We start from the raw sequence: 21094 nt of genomic DNA on the forward strand, positions 1-21094 counted from the left end.
GTAATGGAAAAATTATTCTTCCTTTTAAAGAATAATTAAGTATTGAGCACCAAGTTATATAACTTCATGATTTGATCTAACATTTTATTATAGCTAAAACAATATTCAAATCTTCTATAAGCCTTATCCTCCATTATTTCTTTTTGTAATGGAGACAATGACTTCACCTGTTTAAGTTCATATTCCAATGAATCTAGTGAACCAGAATGAAAAACAAATCCGGTGTCTTCATTCAACACAATTTCGGGCAAAGCTCCTGCATCGCTAGCTAATACTAAGCAATGTGCTCTCATTGCCTCTAACGCAACTAATCCAAAGCCTTCCCATCTTGATGGAATCACCAACACATCCGCTTCACTCATTGCCTGATAAACCTTAGTTTTATCTAGCCACCCCAGAAACTTAATATTATCGGTGTTCTTTTTTTCTATGATTGGATTGACTACAGCGTCACCAACAATCGTTAGTTCACAGGAATTGCTTTCATCCATACTGTTAACTGACCTTACTAATAAGTCAATTCCTTTTTGTTTATCCAATCTTCCTACAAATAAAATTTTAAGCACTTCACTGTTTTTATTGAATTTATGAGTAATATGTGGAAGAGCATCGTCACATAATGGTAAGGAATTATAAATCGTGATCATTTTATTATTTTCAATAAAGCTTGAGTTAATTTCTTCATAATTAGAAATATTAATTATCTTTTCACAACCAAACGATAGAAAAAATTCCATTATTTTATAAATATTCTTTCTAACTAAGCTAATGTCTTGGTTAAATGACCACCCATGTGCGCAGTAAATGATTCTTTTTTTAAAACTCGAAAATAAAAATTTCATTCTAATCATGCCCGCAAAGCTACTATGAATATGGATTATATCGGGATTGAGTTTACGAATCAGTTTTGATAGTGACCATATTTTAAAGATACCTTTAACTGATCTCCTATACTTATACTTTATTACCACAAGTTTATTACTTGATAATTTAAGAAGATCATTGTCTGAATTAAAATTACTAACCAGTAGGTAAATCTTCTCAACATCTGTAAGTCGCGATTGTGCAGAGATCAAGTCTTTTAAATAAGTTGCTATGCCACCTGAAGCATATTCTGTAAAATGTAAAATTATCATGACAAAACCTCTAATAAGCGCCGCTAGGCTTAATAAATACATGTAAAGTCTTTAGCAAAATAAATGAATCAAAGAGTACCCCTCTTTTACTAATGTACATCAAATCCAAATACACCATTTCATCGAAGCCAACGCTATTACGCGCAGTAGCTTGCCATAGTCCTGTACATCCTGGCTTAACAGCAAGTCTTTGCATATCATATTGCGTATAGTTGGCAACTTCCCGTGGTAATGGCGGCCGCGGTCCAACTAAACTCATCTGTCCCAATAAAACATTCATCAGTTGCGGTAATTCATCCAAACTGTACTTACGAATGAATCTCCCAACGTTAGTCACCCGCGGATCCCTTTTGATCTTAAACATGGCCCCATCGACTTCGTTTTGATCTGCTAACTTTTTTAATAGCTTATCAGCGTTAACAATCATTGATCTAAACTTATACATTTTAAACGGCAGTTGCTGTCGTCCTAATCTCGTTTGTGAATAGAATACCGGTCCCTTCGGATCCTCTAACTTGATTGCAATTGCCACAATCAGAAATACCGGTGATAACAAAATCAGGCCCAGCAAACTTGCTACAAAATCAAACACCCGTTTTACGACACGATACATATAACGATGCCGTTCATGATCCAAGTCAATCGCAATCAACTTAGCATGATCTTCTCCATAATCCATTAGAATAACCAAAACCTCTTTTTCTTCTTGAGCACCGAAATCCTAGTAAATTCCGGTTTCACAATCTCCTCCCCATTGAGGATTGCTCTAGCGTCATCATTAAACCTAGTCGCAACATCTTTACCAGCTTGTTGCTCTAGTTTATTAAAGGCGTCCCCCATTAAGAATCGCCGTCCCTTAAAATTATGCGCATCCGAGGAAAAGGCAAAGCCCATACCACTGCGAATAATCTTAGTGGTTAATTTCTCGACATTATCGCCGAACACTCCAAGATAACTACTACTGGTCAGCTGCGTTAAACAACCCATTTCTACAAAATCATATAACCGGTCCGGTTCCTTCTGAAACCCATGGTTCCGTTCCGGATGGGCAATCACTGGTGTAATCCCACGCGCCTGCAACTCAAAGATCATATCTTCCGTATATTCTGGAATCCCACTGTGCGGTAATTCCAATAGTAGATACTTGCCGCCCTCATCCATAAACAGGATATCGTCATCATCTAGTGCGGTTAGGAGCTCCCCCGTCAAGTGCACCTCTTGTCCGGGAAAGACCGTTAACGGGATCTTAGCAGCGTTTAGTGCTTCTTGAAAGGCCGTTGTTTTTCTCAATACATCTATCTTATGGTTGGTATATTCGCCATCCATATGGTGCGGTGTCAGCAGAATATGACTAATCCCTTGCGCCACCGCGTCGCGTGCCATACCAAGTGCCATCGGCAAGTCTTTCGCGCCGTCATCCACACCCGGTAAAATATGACAATGTAAATCAACTAACGTCACTTTTTATCATCCGTTCCGTAATAGCCGCCGTAATAACTGCCACCATAATAATTACCACCGTAATAACCCACTGACTTTTGGGCTGTCACACGATTCATCACTGTTCCTAAAATGTTAGCGTGAACAGTCTCCAACAGTTGCTTAGCCCGACGCACCCCATTCTTGTCAGCAATACCTTGTGGCACAACTAAAACCGTCCCATCAATTCGGCTTGCCAATAACTGTGCATCCGTCACCGTATTAACCGGTGGTGCATCAACAATCACCAAATCAAATTCAGCGGTTAGTTCACTTAACAAATTTTCAATTCGTTTACTACCCAATAACTCCGCCGGGTTAGGTGGAACTGGTCCACTTGTGATTACGCTAAGGTCCTTGACCATGGTCTCGCGAACCACTGCCGATAAGTCAGCGTTTCCTGATAGATAGTTCGTCAATCCCATCCGATTACTAACATCGAACGAGCGATGAACGGTTGGTCGCCGTAAGTCAGCATCAACGAGTACAACCCTAGTGCCCTGATCCGCCCAGGTAACTGCCATATTATTACTGATCGTTGATTTTCCTTCAGAAGGTTCCGACGATGTGAATAGAATTGATTGGAGTTGCTTATCAACCGAAGAGAATTGAATATTCGTCCGAATGGTTTTGAACTGTTCCGCAATCATCCCATTGGGCTCTGTATAGCTAACTAAACCGACACCATACTTTAAACTTGTATCATCAAGTTTTTTCTTATTTCGCTTAAACCACGCCATTGTCGTCACCTACACCCTTCTTCGGCTACGCGCTTCTACTCTGCCATCTGCACCGGTAATTAAGACGTCTGAACTGTGACGTTCACGCGTAATCCGCTTTTTAACTTCCTTATCGTCAATTTCACTAACGATACCTAAGCTGGTCAATCCCAATTCATCCGTCAAGTAACTCTCAGAAGTAACCGTTCGATCCGTAACTTCACGCAATAATGCCAATCCAATACCGAGAATCAGCCCCACAATTAATCCGATTGCCAAATTGATGGTCTTTCTCGGACTGACCGCCGAATAGTTCGGTGTCGCTTTTGAGACAATCGTTACATTGTGAACACTCATCATCTTAACAACTTTTTGTTTGAATATTGCAGCCGTTTTATTCGCAATCATAGCAGCTGTCTTAGCATCTGTTGCTTTAACGGTAATCGAAAAAACCTGTGAATTGGTTTGACTACTAATCGCGATTGCATTCTTTAAGCCATTTATTGAACCTGGATATCCGGGATATTCATTAGTCGTATTGCTAACACTCTTCAGAACAGTGGGGCTCATAATAATGTCCTTATATGTACTGATCATCTGCACATCGGCTTGTGCCTGCTGATACTGTGCCGCCTGCATACTGGCCGATAGTTTTCGATTAACCAATATTTCGGTTGTCGCCTCATATTTTGGCGTCATCACAAAAAAGGTAACAAAAATCGACGCCAAAAAAACTACTAAAGTTGTGATCCAAATTGCTTTGATGTGTTTACGCAAGATACCAAAAATTTGCATCACACTAATTGTTTGCTCAGAATCCATATTTTCCTCCAGTACGGCCTACTACCATCGTATGTAAGCTTAATTTTCGATGATAACTTTTATAAACATTAATTTTTTTATACTTATGATAGTATAGCGGGCTTTTTATCAAAAATAAAGGCTTTTTGGGTAAAAATCTTAACATTATAGCAAATTGGTCACTTTTAGTTCGTGTTTTAACAAGTTGAACAGCATGCAAAAAAGGCTCACTTGTCACATGTTACATGACAAGTGAACCTTCATTTCGTTTAGCTTTAGTATCCGCCACCTGGACCGCCAGTATCACCAGTCCCACTGGTTGTGTCCGTAGTTGCTGTTGAACTCGTACTATCCATTTGGGCGATCGTGCCCGTCGTTTTGTGGCTCAATCCCAGAGCTTTACGAATATAGTTGGTAACGCGTTGTAGTTCGGATTTTGAGGCGACCTCCATACTTTGACTCTCGATTGTCTCGCTAGTTCCTTGCAAATGCGTCGTCTTAATATGTTGCGTGGCCTTACGGTAGTTGGTTGCCAGTGCCGTCAGGTCATTAAAGGTCAAATCCGTCTGAGTCTGCTTCGACAGTGAACTAATAAAGTCCTCATTTAGCAGTGATGAGATTGAATTCGACTTATTCAATAAGGCCATAATGACCTTACGTTGTCGTGTCTGTCGTCCATAATCCCCTAACGGATCATCGTCACGCATCCGTGAGTAAGCCAACGCCTTTTTCCCATTCATATGGGTCTTTACACCCTTTTTGAACGTGTAGCCCCCATAGCTGAAACTCAGCGTTGGCTTCAACGTCACGCCGCCAACCTCATCAATAATCTTTTCCATCCCGCCCATGTTGATAATGGCATAAAAATCGATCGGGATGTTCAGCATCTTCTGCACGGTGGTGATCGCCGTCTTGGATTTACCATAAGCGTACGCGGCGTTAATCTTCGAGACACCATAGCTGGTGTAACCCGGAATATTTACTGCGGTATCTCGTGGAATACTGGTAATCGTGGTCTTATTAGTTTTGGGATTAATCGTGACCACCATCATACTATCCGTTCGACCGGCAAATGTTCGGCCCAACGCCCCTGTATCGGTCCCCATTAAGAGAATCGACACCGGTTTCTTGGCCGATAGTACTTCATTAACATTTCGCAACTTCTTGGCTCCCGAAGCCTGATACGTGGTATCCACTGCATTTTTAATACTCTGATATTTTTTCATGCCATACGCTGTGCCCCCGGCAATTAGCACCAGGACCAACAGCAAGAAAAAATTGCGCACATGATGTTTCTTTCGGCGCGGTCGTTGCCGCTTTTCCATTTCCATGGTTTGGTTAGCCACCCTTTCAGCTCGCCTGTCACACTACCAGACGCTCATTCTTGTTCCCTGTGTTTCTGTGATCGACTTAACCATTATAGAGGCCCAGCCTTAACACTTCCTAATTCCCGACCAACCTTAAGAAAAAACCAAGAGTGCTCACCAATCAGCGTCATTAATCGCAGTTGATCCCACCACGTCTAAGCTTGCGGCTGTTGGGTTAGCAGTTGTACAAGCTCCGGTGCCGAAATCCGGCCAAAATACGCTGACACATCTATCTGGTCAAAAACCTTCTGAACTGCCGCTGGCGTATACGGGATTCCCGTTAATTGCGTCGTCACCGCGGCAATTGGTAATTGACCAAAGAAATCGCCATGGATTTGGATGGCTTGAATCTGCCCTTGGGCAACATCCAAGTCAAACTCAACCGTTCCACCAGCAAAATGTTGGCGCCGCGTTAATGAATACGCCGGGTCCTTACCATAAATCCAGTCCCAGTTATTAAAATACTGGTCCACTAACGCTTGAATTCCTGCCCGATCCGTTGAACTCAATTCATAACGTTTAGCCGCGGATAAATCGTCCACTTCCAGAATTTCCTTAGCCAAGGTATCCCGAAAGTCTTCAATCGTCAGATTTTGATAGGCCGCGTCAAAGTACGGCTTCAAGTTGGTCACTCGGCTACGCACCGACTTGATTCCCTTAGAGGCCAATTTATCCGCCGGCACCCGCAACGCCCGTTCAATCTGCGTCTGATCCACGTCATACATCAAGGTACCATGGGAAAACAGCCGTCCCTGTTCAGCGTGCATCGCGTTACCCGAGAACTTCTTGCCATCAATCGTTAAATCATTACGTCCCGTCATGGCTGCCCCAGTTGCCCCCATACGATGAAGGGCCTTAATCACCGGGTCCGTGAAGCGTTTAAAATTCCCCACAGCATCCCCGTCATCACGAGTAATGAAACTAAAACTCACATTGCCTAGGTCATCATAAACTGCCCCACCACCGGATGTCCGCCGGGTCAAAATAATCTGATGATCCTGAACGTACTGCTGATTAATCTCCGCTAAAACATTTTGGTAACGACCCACAATAATACACGGCGAATTAATATAGAAGTATAAGATGGGCTCCGTTAAATCGGCATGTTCCATCAAATACGTTTCAATCGCTAAGTTTTGCCGAATATCTAAACTTGAACTGGCTAAATAACGCATTACGTCATCCCTCTCACAAGAATTAAACTTAGTGTACCACGAAATGGAAACGCTACCGTGATGTTTTAGCCCGTACCTGACTATGCCGGTAACCGTAGCTAACGTAGACGATTAAACCCAATACCACCCACACGCCAAAAGCCGCCCAAGTAAAAGCTTGAAGTTGCGTCATCAGGTAAACACAGGCGAGAAATGAGGCAATCGGTAAATATGGGTACCATGGCACCTTGAAAGCTGTATCCAAATTTTTAAATCGTTCATCATGCCGCAAGAAGACAATCCCCAACGAAACCATCGCAAATGCTGATAACGTGCCGATATTTACCAATTCGGCAATCTTATCAATCGGAATCAACGCCGCAAAGACACTGGCTACCACGCCAAAAATCCAGGTGTTGGCCACTGGAACGTGTGTCTTGGGGTTCAAGCGTTTCAATGTTGCCGGTAAGAGACCGTCTCGACTAATAGCAAATAATAACCGCGTTCCGCCATATGACATCACGATTAACACCGTTGTCATCCCCACAATGGCCCCAAATGAAATAATTCCCGAAGCCCAGTTCTGGTGCACCAACGTTAAGGCTAAAGCCACCGGATCAGCCACGTTTAATTTTGTGTAGTGTACCACCCCGACCAACACAGCAGAAAGACTAATATACAGCACCGCCGCTACCAGCAGTGAGCTGATAATCCCAATTGGCATATTACGTTTGGGATTCTTGACCTCTTCACTCGCCGTCGACACCGCATCGAAACCAATATAGGCATAAAAGGCTACCGCAGCTCCTTTAAAGATCCCACTGGTTCCAAACGGCAGAAATGGCTTATAGTTCGCCGGTTTCACATAAAAGATGGCGATTCCGATAAATAACAAAATGACTAAGATCTTCACAACCACCATAATGTTATTAATCCGCGCCGATTCCCGAATTCCCTTGGACAATAGCCACGCTACCAGCATCGTGATGATTAAAGCAACCACATCAATTCCCCCACCTTTGACGCCAGCCGTACCGGCCGCCGCTTGGAAGAAGGCTGGTAGCTTTAGACCAAACCCGGCTAAGAGATTCTGAAAGTACGACGACCAGCTCACCGCCACCGAGGAAACTGCAAACAGATACTCGGATATTAAGGCCCAACCTAAAATCCACGCCACAAATTCACCAAAAACAGCGTACACATAGGTATATGCACTGCCCGCTAACGGAATCGTTGAAGAAAACTCCGAATAACACAACGCCGCCATCGCACAAACGACCACGGCAATCAGATAGGATAACATCACCCCAGGACCTGTATAATTAGCCGCAATTAATCCAGGCGTGATGAAGATCCCTGACCCGACAATTGCGCCAATCCCCATCGTGGTCAGACTAAATGCTGTTAGGGTCTTTTCCAATCCAGTTTTTCGATATAGATCCGTTTGGACTTGTTTCTTAATAAAGAGTCGTTGTGGCCATTTCAAGACGCCACCGCCTTTCACATTAAATGAGATTTTGATTAGATTAATTACAATAGTTTAATTTGGTTTCTGCTAAAAGTCAATAGATTCTCCCACAAAACCCGGCCTCAACAATAGTTGCGTTACCCAATTCATCTCCCAATTTCCCCAAGATGATGCCACCAATCCCCTAAAAGACTAAACAATTTTTTGATCCGTTTTTACTATATAAGGTGCTTAAAACTCCCAGTCAATTTTCGATAATTCGCCATGATTTTTTAATCTTAGGGTTTACAAATCTCAAAAAGGTGCTAATATTAGCACCACAAGATAAAAAACGGAGGAAAGACAAGTACGTTTGGTCAACCTGCCAGTGAGTTGGGACTTAGTGTAAACCCAATCAGTGTGGATCTTACGGAATAACCCTTTCTTAGTTGCTACCTGAAATGACCCGGGTCATAGTAGGGCGAGCCGTCACCGATACGTTACCATCGGGGAGTATGTTTGTACTCTGATTGAGTTGGTTTATCGTTGCATAAACAACTTGGGTGGTACCGCGAAAAGTCTTTCGTCCCTAGATATCTAGGGACGGGAGACTTTTCTTTTTGTCTTAAATTTAAATTGAAAAGGAGTAAGGACGATGCATTTAATCATTCCAGATTCATACGATCCAAAATTATCAGTCAAAGACACGCAACGTGCCATTCGCTACATTCGAGAAACCTTCCAAGATGAATTCGGTGCCCAACTGAATTTGTCCCGTCTATCCGCACCTATGTTTGTCGAAAAATCAACGGGTCTCAATGATAATCTGAACGGGATTGAACAACCCGTGTCCTTTACCATGCAAGACATGGGCGATTCACAGATTGAAATCGTCCACTCCTTGGCTAAATGGAAGCGAGTCGCTTTAAAACGCTATGGCTTTAACCTCCACGAAGGCCTCTACACCAACATGAACGCCATCCGTAAAGACGAAGATCTCGATAACTTCCATTCGGCGTATGTCGATCAATGGGACTGGGAAAAGGTGATCACCAAGGAAGAACGGACGCTCGATACCCTGAAACAAACCGTTCGGCAAATCTTTAAAGTTATCAAGCACATGGAACACGAGGTTTGGTACAAGTTCCCCGAAGCCGTGCATCACTTACCTGACGAAATTCATTTCATCACGACTCAGGAACTCGAAGATCGCTTCCCTGATCTGACCCCTCGGGAACGCGAAAACGCCATCACCAAGGAATTGGGCTGTGTTTTCTTAATGCAAATTGGGGGGGCCCTCAAGAGTGGTAAGCGCCATGATGGTCGGGCTCCTGACTACGACGACTGGCAATTAAACGGCGATATTCTCTTCTGGTATGAACCATTGAAGCAGGCCATCGAAATCTCTAGTATGGGTATTCGCGTGGATGCCGAGTCCATGCAGCGTCAATTAAAGATTGCTGACGCGGAAGATCGACTGAGCCTACCTTACCACCAGATGGTCCTACATGAAGAAGTGCCTTTTACCATCGGTGGCGGCATTGGTCAGTCGCGGCTATGTATGCTGCTATTAGGGAAGGCGCACGTGGGCGAAGTCCAAGCCGCCTTATGGCCCCAAGCCATGATCGACCAGTGTGAAGCTGCTAATATTCATTTGCTGTAAAAACCACCAACTAATCCTTTAATAATCTGGGATTAGTCTGACAATTAAACAGAAAGCCATCTAGCTTCTCTTAGTGAGAAATTAGATGGCTTTTTAATGTGTTCCTATTATTTACTAGATCAACGTAGCTCCGATAACTGTTGCTCCACGCTTAATACTTGAAGTAGTGCCTGTGCACATTCTCGACCTTTATTTCCCCCTTTTCCACCCGCACGATTCAATGCTTGATCCATATTAGCCGTCATCAGTACACCAAACATCACCGGAATAGGTCCTGTCAACGAAGCCTGAGCCAGCCCAGCGGCGCTTTGCTGACAAACATAGGTGTAGTGATCCGTTTCCCCTTGAACCACCGCACCTAGGGCAATAACACCGTCAATAACCCCCGTTTCACTCAGCCGCCGCGTCACCCGCGGTAATTCCATCGCACCCGGTACTTGGACAACTAGAATATTTTCTTCCGGTATCCCCGCCTGTCGCAACGCCTGCTGCGCACCGGCCAGTAATCTGGTGGTTACCAAGTCGTTAAAATCTGCGACAACAATTCCCACCTTAACGGGTCGCGTTATCGGTAAGCCTAAAATCTCAGTCATTATCTGTCACCTCATTTAAGATATGATGGAACTTATGCTTCTTTGTTAGTAGATAATCCCGATTTGTCCGGGTAACCCCCACTTCTAGAGGCTCACGCTGAGTAATCGTGATGCCTGCTTGAGATAGTTGTTTCACCTTATCAGGATTATTGGTCAGTAGGCGAACCCGTGTCAGTCCCTGAGCGTGTAAAATAGCCGCGGCCCGTTCGTAACGTCGCGCATCGGCAGGTAAGCCAAGTTGTTCATTCGCTTCTACCGTATCGGCTCCCTGGTCTTGTAAGGTATAAGCACGTAACTTATTGATTAAGCCAATGCCACGTCCTTCCTGACGTAAATACAAAATAGCACCACGACCGGCAGCCGCAATTCGCCGCATTGACTCTTGCAGCTGGGCACCACAATCACAACGTTGCGAACCAAACACATCCCCCGTCAAGCATTCACTATGAACGCGTAATAATAAGGATTTCTGCCCCGTCACATCACCATAGGTCAGTAAGAGATCTGGTTGCTCATCGCCATTCTCAAAATCCTGTAGGGTGAATTCACCATATACTGTCGGGAGTTTCACCCGTGAGATTGGTGAAACAGTCTGAGCTACGCGATAAGCCTTAATCTCTGAAATCGTAATAAATGGAATTTTCAGTCCTTCCGCCAATGCTTTTAGATCCTTACGGCGAGCCATCTGACCATTTTTCTTGAGAATCTCGCAAATATAAGCAACTGGCGTCACCCCACATAAACGAGCCAAATCAACGGCTGCTTCCGTATGTCCCTCACGTTCTAAGACACCATTGGCTCGTGCAATCAAGGGAAAGAGATGTCCGGGGTGATAAAAATCATCCCATGTGCTGGTTGTCGCCGCTAACTGATGAATCGTTGCGGCGCGGTCAATGGCAGAAATCCCCGTGCTGGTACTCCGCGCATCTAGGCTACTCGTAAATGCCGTCTGAAAAGCATCGCTACTGTGCGGCAGCATTGGTAGCAACGACAACCGTTGTGCAATTTCTGGTGCCATGGGCGCACACAATAATCCCCGAGCATGTGTCACCATTTGATTGACTGTCTCCGGTGTAACCAATTCTGCCAATCCCACTAAGTCCCCCTCAGCTTCTCGATCTTCAGCATCTGCTATGATAACTAACTGACCACGCTTTAACGCTGTCAAGGCATCCTCAACTCGACTAGTCATCAGTCATCCCCCCTAACTGGTACTGACGAACCACGTACTTCCCCAAAATATCTGTCTCTACATTCACCTGATCACCGCACTGTAGATGACCAAGACTCGTATGTGCCAACGTATAGGGAATCAGCGCTACCTGAACCGTCTGACGAGTAACTGCCGTAACCGTTAAACTAACACCATCCAAGGCCACAGCACCCTTTTCAACCGAGTAAGGAGCTTGATCAGCTGATACATCAAAGGTCAACCGGACTGCGGCCCCTTCGGTATGACTTGCTCGTAAGGTCGCTGTGGTGTCAACGTGCCCCTGAACGATATGTCCATCCAATCCTTGATCTGCTCGTAAAGCAGCTTCCAGATTGACCTGCATACCAGTCTGCCAAGTTCCCAGTGTCGTACGCTGCAAGGTTTCAGCCATTGCAACAACGGTAAATGCTTCGTTAGTCACTGCGGTTAAAGTGAGGCAGATCCCGTTCACGGCGATGCTGTCCCCGACGTGTCGTGTCTGATGAGCCCGTGTCGTTTGAATAACGAGCTGTGCTCCCGTGGCTGTTTTATTTATTTGTCGAATGTAACCTTGATCTGTAATTATTCCTGTGAACATTTACGTTGCCTCCTAGTTGTCAGCTTGACATCATTTCCTAAAAGCGTCGTTACCGGCGGTGTGTAAGCCCGTTTGGGACTGGGCCAATCAGGGGCGTACACAGCCGGTTGTCCCGCACCACCAATTAACAACGGACTGAGATAAATGACTAATTGATCCGCCAAGTCATCTCGCACGAAAGCTGCCTGTAAATGACTGCCGCCTTCAACTAAAAGTGCTTGAATTCCTTGCTGATAGCATAATGCTGTAATCGCTGCTGGTGACCACGTTGTTCGGGTAAAAACGCGAACCTGCTCTGGTAATTGACGCGTTGCTGGGTGGGTGGTCAACAACCAAATGGGCCCCGGCGCCTTAAACAAGGGTTGACTGGTATCGATATGTTCAATGTCATGAAGCACCACCATCCGAATTGGCACTGGTTCATCTGTTATCGCATCGCGAATGGTTAATCGCGGATGATCGATAGTTAGCGTCCGCTCACCAATCAAAATAGCTTGTTGCTGTCGTCGTAGCTGTTGACTATCAGCCATCGCAGCTGCTCCTGTCAAATAGGTTCGTTGGGCTTCCGCCTGATTAACCTTACCGTCTAGTGACATAGCATACTTTACAGTCACTTGGGGTCGATGATGCTGATAATAAAAATTGTAAGCCGTGTTCAGCGCCGTGGTTGAATCCAAAACACTCACAGAAATCCCCGCTGCACGTAGCTTAGAAATGCCGCGGCCAGCAACTAATGGATTAGGATCGCGTTGTCCAATCACTACCCGACCAACTCCCACTTCAATCAAGCGATCAGCACACGGCGGTGTTTTACCAAAATGGCTACATGGCTCCAAGGTGACATATAAGGTCGCGCCTTGCGCCTGTTGCGGTCGCTGGAGCTGGGCCAACGCATCAATCTCTGCATGCTGTTGACCATACCGATGATGATAGCCCACCGATAAGATTTGCCCATGCTTAACGAACACGGCCCCCACCAATGGATTGGTCCAAGTATGCCCAGAACCCCGGCGGGCCGCTATGACGGCTTGTTGCATAAATGATTGTTCCAACAATTCTCATTCACCTCACGAAAAAAAGGCCCCGCAGTTAAACATGCGGGGCCCCATTTAATAGTAAGCTAAATAAGATCTCATACGAGTTCACACTTAAAAAAGTGTGCACAGAAGTACGACATTAGCGTTCGTTTCTTCTCCCATCCAGACTATACTGTCGGTCCCAGACTCACACTGGGTCAACCACGTTAAACGTGGGTCACGGACTTCAACTTTAAGTTGTCACCGTCGGTCGGGAATTTCACCCTGCCCCGAAGAAATCATATTCAGTTTTCAACAACTACTGTACACCATTTTTTAATTTGCAACAACCTTGAATCACTGGCTAAGCCATTTATTTCTTCAGTGATTCATCCAATGCCTCTACATTTTCAATCGGTCCGACCACCGTTAATACGTCATGCAACCGGACAACATCGGTGGGTTGTGGGGAGATGTTGATCTTCCCTTCATGCTGAATCGCAATTACCGTCAAGTCGAACCGCTGCCGCAGGTTCAGGGCAACTAGATCCTGATCGACAAAGTGCGGGTCCGTAATCACGACTTCAGCCAACGTGTACTTGTCACTGAGGTCAATAAAATTCAAAATGTGATTGGACAGTAGCTTGCGAACAATCCCATGCCCCATATCCCGTTCTGGATAAGTCACCTGATCGGCCCCCACGCGTTGGAGCACCCGGCCGTGGTCACTGGTTTCTGCCTTAGCAATCACCTTTTTAGCCCCCAACTCCTTGACTAACATGGTAGTCAAAATGCTGGCCTCCATATTGTTACCAATTCCCACAATCACGTAATCAAAGGTATCGATATTTAGCCCGCGTAAAACATCTTCATCCCGCGTATCTGCGATTAATGTTTGGGTAGCGATATCCATCATTTCATTGACGGGTTCTTCTTTTACGTCCACGGCTAGCACATCTTGGTGTTCTTCTGCCAGCGTCTGGACGACGCTCTGTCCAAATCGACCGAGACCTAAGACTGCAAAACTTTTCTTCATGAATGATACCTCCTAACCAATCAAAACATTTTCTTCAGGATAACGAATCTTGTTAACTGTGGTTTGCCGCTTAGACAGTGAATATAGCGACGTGAAAATACCTACCCGACCGATGAACATCAGTAACATAATGACCAACTTACCAATCACGGTTAGATGCGGCGTCAATCCCAGACTTAAGCCCACCGTTCCAAAGGCAGATAACACTTCAAACAGGATGTACTCCAGACCAAAGCCCTTAGGAATTTTCTCAGTTTGCGTCAGAATCAACGTGGCCACGACCATGACGATGCTGGCTAAAAAGATCAACAGTAAGGCGCGGTTAATATTACTAGCACTAAAGCGCCGTCGACTAAATTCAACGTCTTTTTTCCCGCGCAATTGGGCAATGCTTTGGAGCATCAACACACCGAACGTCGTGGTCTTAATCCCACCAGCAGTAGACCCAGGCGTCCCACCAACAAACATTAAGATCATAATCAGAAAAATACTCCCTGATTGCAGACTATTCGTTGGCACGGTAATCAACCCAGCCGTCCGGGGGGTCACACTCAAAAATAACGTATTGATCGTTCGGTTAAGCCATGAAGTATGCGCAGGTAGGATCGATAGATTGCGCTCCGTAACCAGTAACAACAAAAAGCCAATAACAAACAAAGCGCCGGTGGTTGTCAATGTCAGCTTAGAATTGAGCGTTAGCCGTTTGCGTTCGTGAAATAACAGCAGATCGCGCCAGACCAAGAACCCTAATCCGCCACCAATAATCAAAATAATGGTAACTAGTAGCAGATAGGAATCATTTCGAAAGCGCATTAGACTGTCCCCAAAGACATCAAAGCCGGCGTTACAAAAGGACATGACCGCATGGTAGACCGAGATGTACAGCCCCCGCACCCAGCCATAGCGGGGCACAAAGTCAACTGCTAGTAGTAGACTCCCACCAATCTGAAATAATGCCGACAAGCCGACGACATAGGTCATTACGCTTTTAGTATCACTTAAATTTTCTAAGTTTAGCGACTCTTTAACCATCAATTGCGTTGACAGGTCCAGGTTGCGCCGCATGAGATTAAATAACAATACCGCAAAGGTCATGTACCCTAAGGCACCAATTTCAGCCAATCCTAAAATGATTACCTGACCAAAAATTGACCAGTGTTCCGCCGTATTAACGACCGTTAACCCGGTAATACAGGTCGCTGAGGTCGCCGTAAAGACCGTATCAATAAAGGAAGTCCCCCGCATGCCGTTGGTCGCAACTGGTAGGCTCAAAAGCACTGTACCAATCGTAATCAAGAAGACAAAGCCCCAGACCATTTTTTTAGAAAGCGTATCGAATAATTGTGACTGCTTAATTTTTTCCATGAGTCTCCGTTCCTCTTCTATTCATCTCAATTCAGCTTAAGCCAAAGATGAACGGAACACAACACTTATCCAACTGAAAATCAGATTTTAGCCCCGGTAGAAAACGCTTGCAATATTAGTGTGAGTTTTCTACACTCAAGTTGTCAGAAGCGATTAACCAAAAAAGTTAGAGGAGATGCTTTTATGCCAGCACCCTTATTACTTCAACCCGTTTTCCACGAAAAAATCTGGGGCGGATCTCAGCTGAGATCCCGGTTTAACTATCCCATTTTCTCCGACCACACCGGTGAGTGCTGGGGAATTAGTGGTCATCCCCACGGATTATCAACGATTAAGAACGGCCGCTATCAGGGGCAAAGCCTCGCAGCCGTTTGGCACGCTCACCCCGAACTGTTCGGCCATCGCGACACGCAACAGCCTTTTCCGTTGTTGACCAAAATCCTAGATGCCCAACAGGATCTCTCAGTTCAAGTTCACCCCGATGACTCCTATGCGCGAGTGCATGAACACGAACTAGGAAAAACTGAGTGTTGGTACGTCATTCACGCTGAGCCAGACGCCCAACTCTATTACGGCCACCATGCTCAGACGCGATCACAATTGGCAGCGTGGATTCACACGGGGAACTGGCAGGCCCTATTTCGCCGGATACCAATTAAAACCGGAGATTTCTTTTATGTTCCAGCCGGAACCGTCCATGCGTTAGGCGCTGGCACCATGGTCTTGGAAACGCAGCAAAGTTCAGACACGACGTATCGGCTTTACGATTTCGATCGAGTGGACACACACACTCACCATAAACGTCGGCTCCACCTGAAACAGGCTATTGACACGATTCAAGTTCCCCACCGCGATCCCGTACTGACAGTAACCACAACAAGCGACCACCATTTTATGCAGACGAATTTCGTTCAAGCTCCCGCTTTTACTGTCGTTAAATGGGACTTGAACGGAACCCATACTTTTCACCAAGCCGCAACTGACTTTACGTTAGTTTCCGTTCTAAACGGTACGGGAGCCCTCACCATTGCTGAACAGCCTTACCCATTACGAGCGGGAGATCATCTCATTTTACCGTCAACCGTCACTGACTGGCAGATACACGGCAATCACCTAAGTTGTATTGCGACGTTACCCGGACCGGATATTTAAATCAATTCACAAAAAAATCCCCACCATCGCTGGTGAGGATTTTGCCAATCGTAATATCGAAATATTAACGCTTGGAGAATTGTGAAGCTTTACGGGCCTTCTTGAGACCTGGCTTCTTCCGTTCTTTCATACGAGCGTCACGGGTCAACAGACCAGCGCGCTTCAATGGGCCACGGAAATCTGGGTCAACTTCGAGCAATGCCCGAGCAATCCCATGACGAGTTGCGCCGGCTTGACCGGAGAAACCGCCACCACGCACAGTAACTAATGCATCGTAGTTACCAAGCGTTTCCGTAACGTTGAATGGTTGTAAGACAACTTCACGAATACTTGCAAATGGAATGTAGTCTTCGATTGCCTTGTTGTTCATAACAATTTTACCTGAGCCGGGTACTAAACGTACACGAGCAGAGGAGTTTTTACGACGGCCAGTGCCGCGATATTGAACTTGTGCCAATTTGGTTTCCTCCTTAGATTAGGTTAGTGATGTCTAATACTTCTGGCTTTTGAGCTTCGTGCTTGTGGTCTGCACCAGCATACACGTGAAGCTTCAATGCCATTTGGTGACCTAAGGAGTTCTTAGGAAGCATACCTTGGACAGAAGTTTCGATCAATTTTTCTGGGTTTTCATCCCGGAAGTTACCAGCAGTCCGTGACTTCAAACCACCGGCGAAGCCAGTATGGTGGTAATAAATCTTGTTAGACGCCTTACGGCCAGTTAAAGCAACTTTTTCAGCGTTGATCACGATAACGTTATCGCCAGTGTCCACGTTAGGGGTGAACGTTGGCTTGTTCTTACCACGTAAGATTGAAGCAACGACTGAAGCAAGCCGACCTAAACTAACATCGGTTGCGTCGACGATGTACCATTTGCGGTCAACGTCGTTAGGTTTTGCCATATAAGTTGTACGCACGTTAAATTCCTCCATAAATCTGTGTTTGTCTGACACCAAGTAAACTTTCCGGGGCTTATCGTGGGGCAAACAATACCAACGACTATGATACAAAGTTTTTCCCATAAAGTCAATGATTGTTTGTCCCTTGAACTTAAATTATCGCTGATGTTGCGGTAATTTTGTCGGATGTTGCGGATCTTCCCCCTGATAATAGACGTGTTTCAAGTACAGTCCGGCCGCCGGCACCGTCCGCCGCGCCTGCTTACGATCCTTGACCTCATACAAGCGTAAAACATCATGAACCGGTCGGGTGCCCGACCCAATTTCGACTAACACGCCCACCATAATCCGGACCTGGTTGTACATAAAGCCATTTCCGTAGAATTCAAAAACTAACTCATGATTGGCCTCATCAATGTGGCAAGTGGCTTCATAGATAGTCCGCACGAACGTCCGCGTTTGGGCGCCCGAGGCAACAAAACTCGTATAGTCATGTTCACCTACCAGATCAGCCAAGGCAACGTTGATCTTTGCCAAATCGACTGGAAACTTCCAATGACCCGTATAGTTTCGCTTAAAAGGATTACGGAATTCGCCCATGTCCATGCGGTACTGATACCGTTTACCAGAGACATCATAACGCGCGTGGAAGGTCAAGGCGACCTCCTCAACCTTTAAGACCTCCATATCCATCGGTAACATGCTGTTTAAGCCCTTGCGCATGTTATCCGCAGGGATGAGAAAGGGAAAGTCGAAATGAACCACCTGCGCCAAAGCATGGACGCCTGCGTCAGTTCGTCCAGAACCATAAATCACAATTGCCGGATCAGGTTGTTTGGCCATTTTATTGACCACACCGGTCAGTGTACTCTCCACAGTACGCTTATTGGGTTGCCGCTGGAACCCAGCGAAATTGGTACCGTCATACATTAAAGTGACTTTATAACGTTGCATCTGTTCCTCCTACCAATGACGAAAAATTAAAATCGCCACAAATCCAAGTAAAAATAATAGCCAAGTGACGGTATCACGCCGTTGCCAAGTTAAGATTCGGTACTGACTCCGGTGTTCACTATCTTGATACCCCCGCGCTTCCATCGCTGTCGACAAATCCTCAGCACGATTAAACGCACTCATAAATAGGGGCACCATTAGCGGAATTAAGGACTTGGCTTGCTTGAACAAGCCCCCTTCCCCAAAATCAACGCCTCGAGCACGCTGGGCATTCATAATCTTAGTGGCCTCGTCCATTAGCGTGGGTACAAATCGCAAGGCAATCGATAACATCATCGCCAAGGTATCAACGGGCACTTTCACCCACCGTAATGGTTTCATCAATGATGCCAGCCCGGTGGCAATGTCTAGTGGCTGAGTCGATAGTGTCAATAACGTCGACATCATGATAATTAAGAGAAAGCGAACAAAAATATAGCCAGCGTTAATCAATCCATCTTGCGTGACATTAATAAAGGCCCAGTGGAAATACGTGTGTCCCCCAGCTGGACTGAATAAGAGCTGCAACACGACCGTAAAGACGATTAACCAAAGCAAGGGGCGAATTCCCTTCAAGAAGAATCCAAGGCTGATTTTAGACGCTAGAATAGCGCCTACTGTAAAAGCAATGAGAATCGCATAACTCCAGATATTGTTGGCCAAGAAAACAACAATAATATAGCAAAAGCTCAGCATCAATTTCGCTCGGGGATCTAATCGATGAACCACTGAATCCAACGGTAAATACCGCCCAAAGATAAAATTAGACATGATCTGCCCCCCGCTGGGCCCACTGCTGGGCTAGATAGTCGGCTAATTGATCGGCCGTTAAGGGCTGTTTAGGAAAGGTTAATCCCCGATCACGTAATCGGCGGGCAAATTGTGCCGCTTGTGGCACATCCAACTGATGGTCTTGGAGCCACTCACGATTACTAAACACATCAGCTGGGGTTCCAAATTTCATGAGGCGACCTTCATGCATCACCGCAACTTGCTCGGCATACTGGGCAACATCCTCCATTTGATGCGTCACTAATACAATGGTTAAGCCTTGTTCTTGATGCAATCGGGCAAATAATCGCATCATTTCCTGGCGACCTTGGGGGTCCAACCCAGCGGTCGGTTCATCCAAAACCAACACTTTTGGCTGCATGGCTAAGACGCCGGCAATGGCCACCCGCCGCATCTGACCACCGGATAACTCAAACGGTGACCGCTCTGCATAACTCTGATCCAACCCGACAGTCGTTAACATCTCATCAGCTAACGCCAGCGCATCGGCCTCGGCCATACCGAAGTTCTTAGGACCAAAGGCAATGTCTTGTCGGACAGTCTCTTCAAACAACTGATTTTCGGGAAATTGAAAAACCATACCAACATGCTGACGCAGTGGTTTCAAGGCCGCATTGGTTGTCTCCGGGGTAATCGTAAATTCATCAATTTTGATGGTGCCACTCGTCGGCTTTAACAAGGCATTAAGCTGCTGAATTAGGGTTGATTTACCACTACCCGTATGCCCGATAATTGCGAGATAGCCGCGATCGGGAACCGTCAATGAAACGTCCGTCAACGCAGTATGGGCCATTGGCGTACCCGCTTGATAAGTATAAGTTACGTGTTCGAAAGCGATTGCCACAGCCATTCCTCCATTTCCGCCGCGGTTTGATACGTCGTCGGTGGTGTAATTCCCCGCTGACGTAAAGCCGCTTTTAATTTCTCAGTAAAGGGTAGATCTAATCCCATCTCAACGAGTTGGGTACCGCGCTCAAAGATTTGTGATGGAACTGCCTCGTCTACTAGCCGACCATCATCAATCACCAAAACCCGATCGGCACTAGCCGCCTCATCAATATCGTGAGTAATCGAAATGACCGTTAAATTCTGTTGCTGACGTAGCTGGCGCACAATTGCTAGCATTTCAATACGACCCTGAGGATCTAACATGCTCGTTGCTTCGTCTAAAATTAGAATTTTGGGCGCAATTGCCACAATCCCAGCTAATGCTACCCGCTGTTTCTGGCCCCCGGATAAAGAACTGGGTTCTCGCTGGGCAAAACTGGTCATACCTACCTGGGCTAAAGCAGCTTGTACTCGCGGAACCATTTCATCACGCGAAATTTGACGATTCTCAAGTCCAAAAGCCACATCGTCCTCAACCGTGGCCCCAACAAACTGATTGTCTGGATTCTGAAAAATCATGCCAATTTGTTCCCGCACCTGCCAGACAGTTTCCGGCGTTAGCGTGATCCCGCCAACGGTCACACTGCCTTGGGTAAACGGCAATAATCCATCTAATGATTTAGCCAGCGTTGACTTACCACTCCCATTATGGCCGACAATTGCCAACCACTCGCCAGCGTGAACGGTAAAACTCACATCAGTCAATGCGGGTGCCTGATTCTCATCGTATTGATAGGTTAAGTGATCCACACTAATGATATTTTCTGTCATCTTACACCGTCTCCCTCAGCAAAGTCACCAGTAATT

General features: G+C 45.8%; 22 protein-coding genes and 1 riboswitch. Of the genes, 2 read left to right on the plus strand and 20 right to left on the minus strand.

The features are described from left to right. Nucleotides 1-35: 35 nt before the first annotated feature. The 8 genes from FC61_RS03815 to FC61_RS03850 form a co-directional block, all read right to left on the minus strand. Nucleotides 36-1136 (minus strand): glycosyltransferase, encoded by a 1101-nt coding sequence (locus FC61_RS03815; RefSeq protein ID WP_035465022.1) that lies wholly within the window; start codon nucleotides 1134-1136, stop codon nucleotides 36-38. 10 nt (nucleotides 1137-1146) lie between these two features. Next, on the minus strand, nucleotides 1147-1815 hold the full coding sequence (locus FC61_RS03820; protein ID WP_021742702.1) for a sugar transferase: 669 nt from the start codon (nucleotides 1813-1815) through the stop codon (nucleotides 1147-1149). Beyond that, the gene (locus tag FC61_RS03825) at nucleotides 1815-2597 is read right to left on the minus strand and encodes a tyrosine-protein phosphatase (RefSeq protein WP_021742701.1); all 783 of its coding nucleotides are present in this window, start codon (nucleotides 2595-2597) and stop codon (nucleotides 1815-1817) included. The genes FC61_RS03820 and FC61_RS03825 overlap by 1 nt, the downstream gene beginning before the upstream one ends. Continuing rightward, nucleotides 2594-3355, minus strand: coding sequence for a CpsD/CapB family tyrosine-protein kinase (locus FC61_RS03830; RefSeq protein WP_021742700.1), 762 nt, complete (start codon nucleotides 3353-3355; stop codon nucleotides 2594-2596). The genes FC61_RS03825 and FC61_RS03830 overlap by 4 nt, the downstream gene beginning before the upstream one ends. A gap of 9 nt (nucleotides 3356-3364) precedes the next feature. Further along, nucleotides 3365-4156 (minus strand): YveK family protein, encoded by a 792-nt coding sequence (locus tag FC61_RS03835; RefSeq protein WP_021742699.1) that lies wholly within the window; start codon nucleotides 4154-4156, stop codon nucleotides 3365-3367. Between the two features lie 254 nt (nucleotides 4157-4410). Next, nucleotides 4411-5466, minus strand: coding sequence for an LCP family protein (locus tag FC61_RS03840; RefSeq protein ID WP_021742698.1), 1056 nt, complete (start codon nucleotides 5464-5466; stop codon nucleotides 4411-4413). Nucleotides 5467-5657: 191 nt separating this feature from the next. Beyond that, nucleotides 5658-6677, minus strand: coding sequence for a lipoate--protein ligase (locus FC61_RS03845; RefSeq protein WP_021742697.1), 1020 nt, complete (start codon nucleotides 6675-6677; stop codon nucleotides 5658-5660). Between the two features lie 52 nt (nucleotides 6678-6729). Then, nucleotides 6730-8142 (minus strand): APC family permease, encoded by a 1413-nt coding sequence (locus FC61_RS03850; protein WP_035465014.1) that lies wholly within the window; start codon nucleotides 8140-8142, stop codon nucleotides 6730-6732. A 616-nt stretch (nucleotides 8143-8758) separates the two neighbouring features. Between FC61_RS03850 and asnA the strand changes: the two genes are divergently transcribed. Beyond that, nucleotides 8759-9766 carry an aspartate--ammonia ligase gene (gene asnA / locus FC61_RS03855; protein ID WP_021742695.1) on the plus strand — a complete coding sequence of 336 codons (1008 nt, stop codon included), beginning with the start codon at nucleotides 8759-8761 and terminating at the stop codon, nucleotides 9764-9766. 119 nt (nucleotides 9767-9885) lie between these two features. Here asnA and ribH read toward each other — a convergent pair whose 3' ends face one another. The 6 genes from ribH to FC61_RS03885 form a co-directional block, all read right to left on the minus strand. Continuing rightward, the gene (gene ribH / locus FC61_RS03860) at nucleotides 9886-10359 is read right to left on the minus strand and encodes a 6,7-dimethyl-8-ribityllumazine synthase (RefSeq protein WP_011668349.1); all 474 of its coding nucleotides are present in this window, start codon (nucleotides 10357-10359) and stop codon (nucleotides 9886-9888) included. Next, nucleotides 10352-11551, minus strand: a complete 1200-nt coding sequence (locus FC61_RS03865) for a bifunctional 3,4-dihydroxy-2-butanone-4-phosphate synthase/GTP cyclohydrolase II (RefSeq protein WP_021742694.1) — start codon at nucleotides 11549-11551, stop codon at nucleotides 10352-10354. Before FC61_RS03865 ends, ribH begins: the two co-directional genes overlap by 8 nt. Then, nucleotides 11544-12149, minus strand: coding sequence for a riboflavin synthase (locus FC61_RS03870; protein WP_021742693.1), 606 nt, complete (start codon nucleotides 12147-12149; stop codon nucleotides 11544-11546). Before FC61_RS03870 ends, FC61_RS03865 begins: the two co-directional genes overlap by 8 nt. Then, on the minus strand, nucleotides 12134-13204 hold the full coding sequence (gene ribD, locus FC61_RS03875; RefSeq protein WP_080774887.1) for a bifunctional diaminohydroxyphosphoribosylaminopyrimidine deaminase/5-amino-6-(5-phosphoribosylamino)uracil reductase RibD: 1071 nt from the start codon (nucleotides 13202-13204) through the stop codon (nucleotides 12134-12136). Before ribD ends, FC61_RS03870 begins: the two co-directional genes overlap by 16 nt. Before the next feature lie 128 nt (nucleotides 13205-13332). Continuing rightward, a riboswitch (FMN riboswitch) is annotated at nucleotides 13333-13467 on the minus strand. 71 nt (nucleotides 13468-13538) lie between these two features. Continuing rightward, the gene (locus tag FC61_RS03880) at nucleotides 13539-14201 is read right to left on the minus strand and encodes a potassium channel family protein (protein WP_021742691.1); all 663 of its coding nucleotides are present in this window, start codon (nucleotides 14199-14201) and stop codon (nucleotides 13539-13541) included. 12 nt (nucleotides 14202-14213) lie between these two features. Continuing rightward, nucleotides 14214-15566, minus strand: coding sequence for a TrkH family potassium uptake protein (locus FC61_RS03885; protein WP_021742690.1), 1353 nt, complete (start codon nucleotides 15564-15566; stop codon nucleotides 14214-14216). A gap of 183 nt (nucleotides 15567-15749) precedes the next feature. Between FC61_RS03885 and manA the strand changes: the two genes are divergently transcribed. Beyond that, nucleotides 15750-16718 carry a mannose-6-phosphate isomerase, class I gene (manA, locus tag FC61_RS03890; protein WP_021742689.1) on the plus strand — a complete coding sequence of 323 codons (969 nt, stop codon included), beginning with the start codon at nucleotides 15750-15752 and terminating at the stop codon, nucleotides 16716-16718. A 64-nt stretch (nucleotides 16719-16782) separates the two neighbouring features. On the opposite strand, the gene rpsI is transcribed toward manA, so the two are convergent. The 6 genes from rpsI to FC61_RS03920 all read right to left on the minus strand — a co-directional run bounded on the left by rpsI (nucleotide 16783) and on the right by FC61_RS03920 (nucleotide 21058). Further along, entirely contained in the window at nucleotides 16783-17175 is a 393-nt protein-coding gene (gene rpsI, locus FC61_RS03895; RefSeq protein WP_011668466.1) for a 30S ribosomal protein S9, read from the minus strand. 13 nt (nucleotides 17176-17188) lie between these two features. After that, on the minus strand, nucleotides 17189-17632 hold the full coding sequence (gene rplM / locus FC61_RS03900; RefSeq protein ID WP_011668467.1) for a 50S ribosomal protein L13: 444 nt from the start codon (nucleotides 17630-17632) through the stop codon (nucleotides 17189-17191). A gap of 138 nt (nucleotides 17633-17770) precedes the next feature. Continuing rightward, nucleotides 17771-18568: a tRNA pseudouridine(38-40) synthase TruA gene (truA, locus tag FC61_RS03905; RefSeq protein WP_042516722.1), complete on the minus strand. Its 798-nt coding sequence runs from the start codon at nucleotides 18566-18568 to the stop codon at nucleotides 17771-17773. A 9-nt stretch (nucleotides 18569-18577) separates the two neighbouring features. After that, nucleotides 18578-19378, minus strand: a complete 801-nt coding sequence (locus tag FC61_RS03910) for an energy-coupling factor transporter transmembrane component T family protein (RefSeq protein ID WP_021742685.1) — start codon at nucleotides 19376-19378, stop codon at nucleotides 18578-18580. Beyond that, nucleotides 19371-20243, minus strand: a complete 873-nt coding sequence (locus tag FC61_RS03915) for an energy-coupling factor ABC transporter ATP-binding protein (protein ID WP_024526565.1) — start codon at nucleotides 20241-20243, stop codon at nucleotides 19371-19373. Before FC61_RS03915 ends, FC61_RS03910 begins: the two co-directional genes overlap by 8 nt. Then, nucleotides 20219-21058: an energy-coupling factor ABC transporter ATP-binding protein gene (locus tag FC61_RS03920; RefSeq protein ID WP_011668471.1), complete on the minus strand. Its 840-nt coding sequence runs from the start codon at nucleotides 21056-21058 to the stop codon at nucleotides 20219-20221. Before FC61_RS03920 ends, FC61_RS03915 begins: the two co-directional genes overlap by 25 nt. Between the last annotated feature and the right edge of the window lie 36 nt (nucleotides 21059-21094).

Origin of the sequence: Levilactobacillus brevis ATCC 14869 = DSM 20054, assembly GCF_001433855.1 — a bacterium.
Classification (GTDB): Bacteria; Bacillota; Bacilli; order Lactobacillales; family Lactobacillaceae; genus Levilactobacillus; species Levilactobacillus brevis.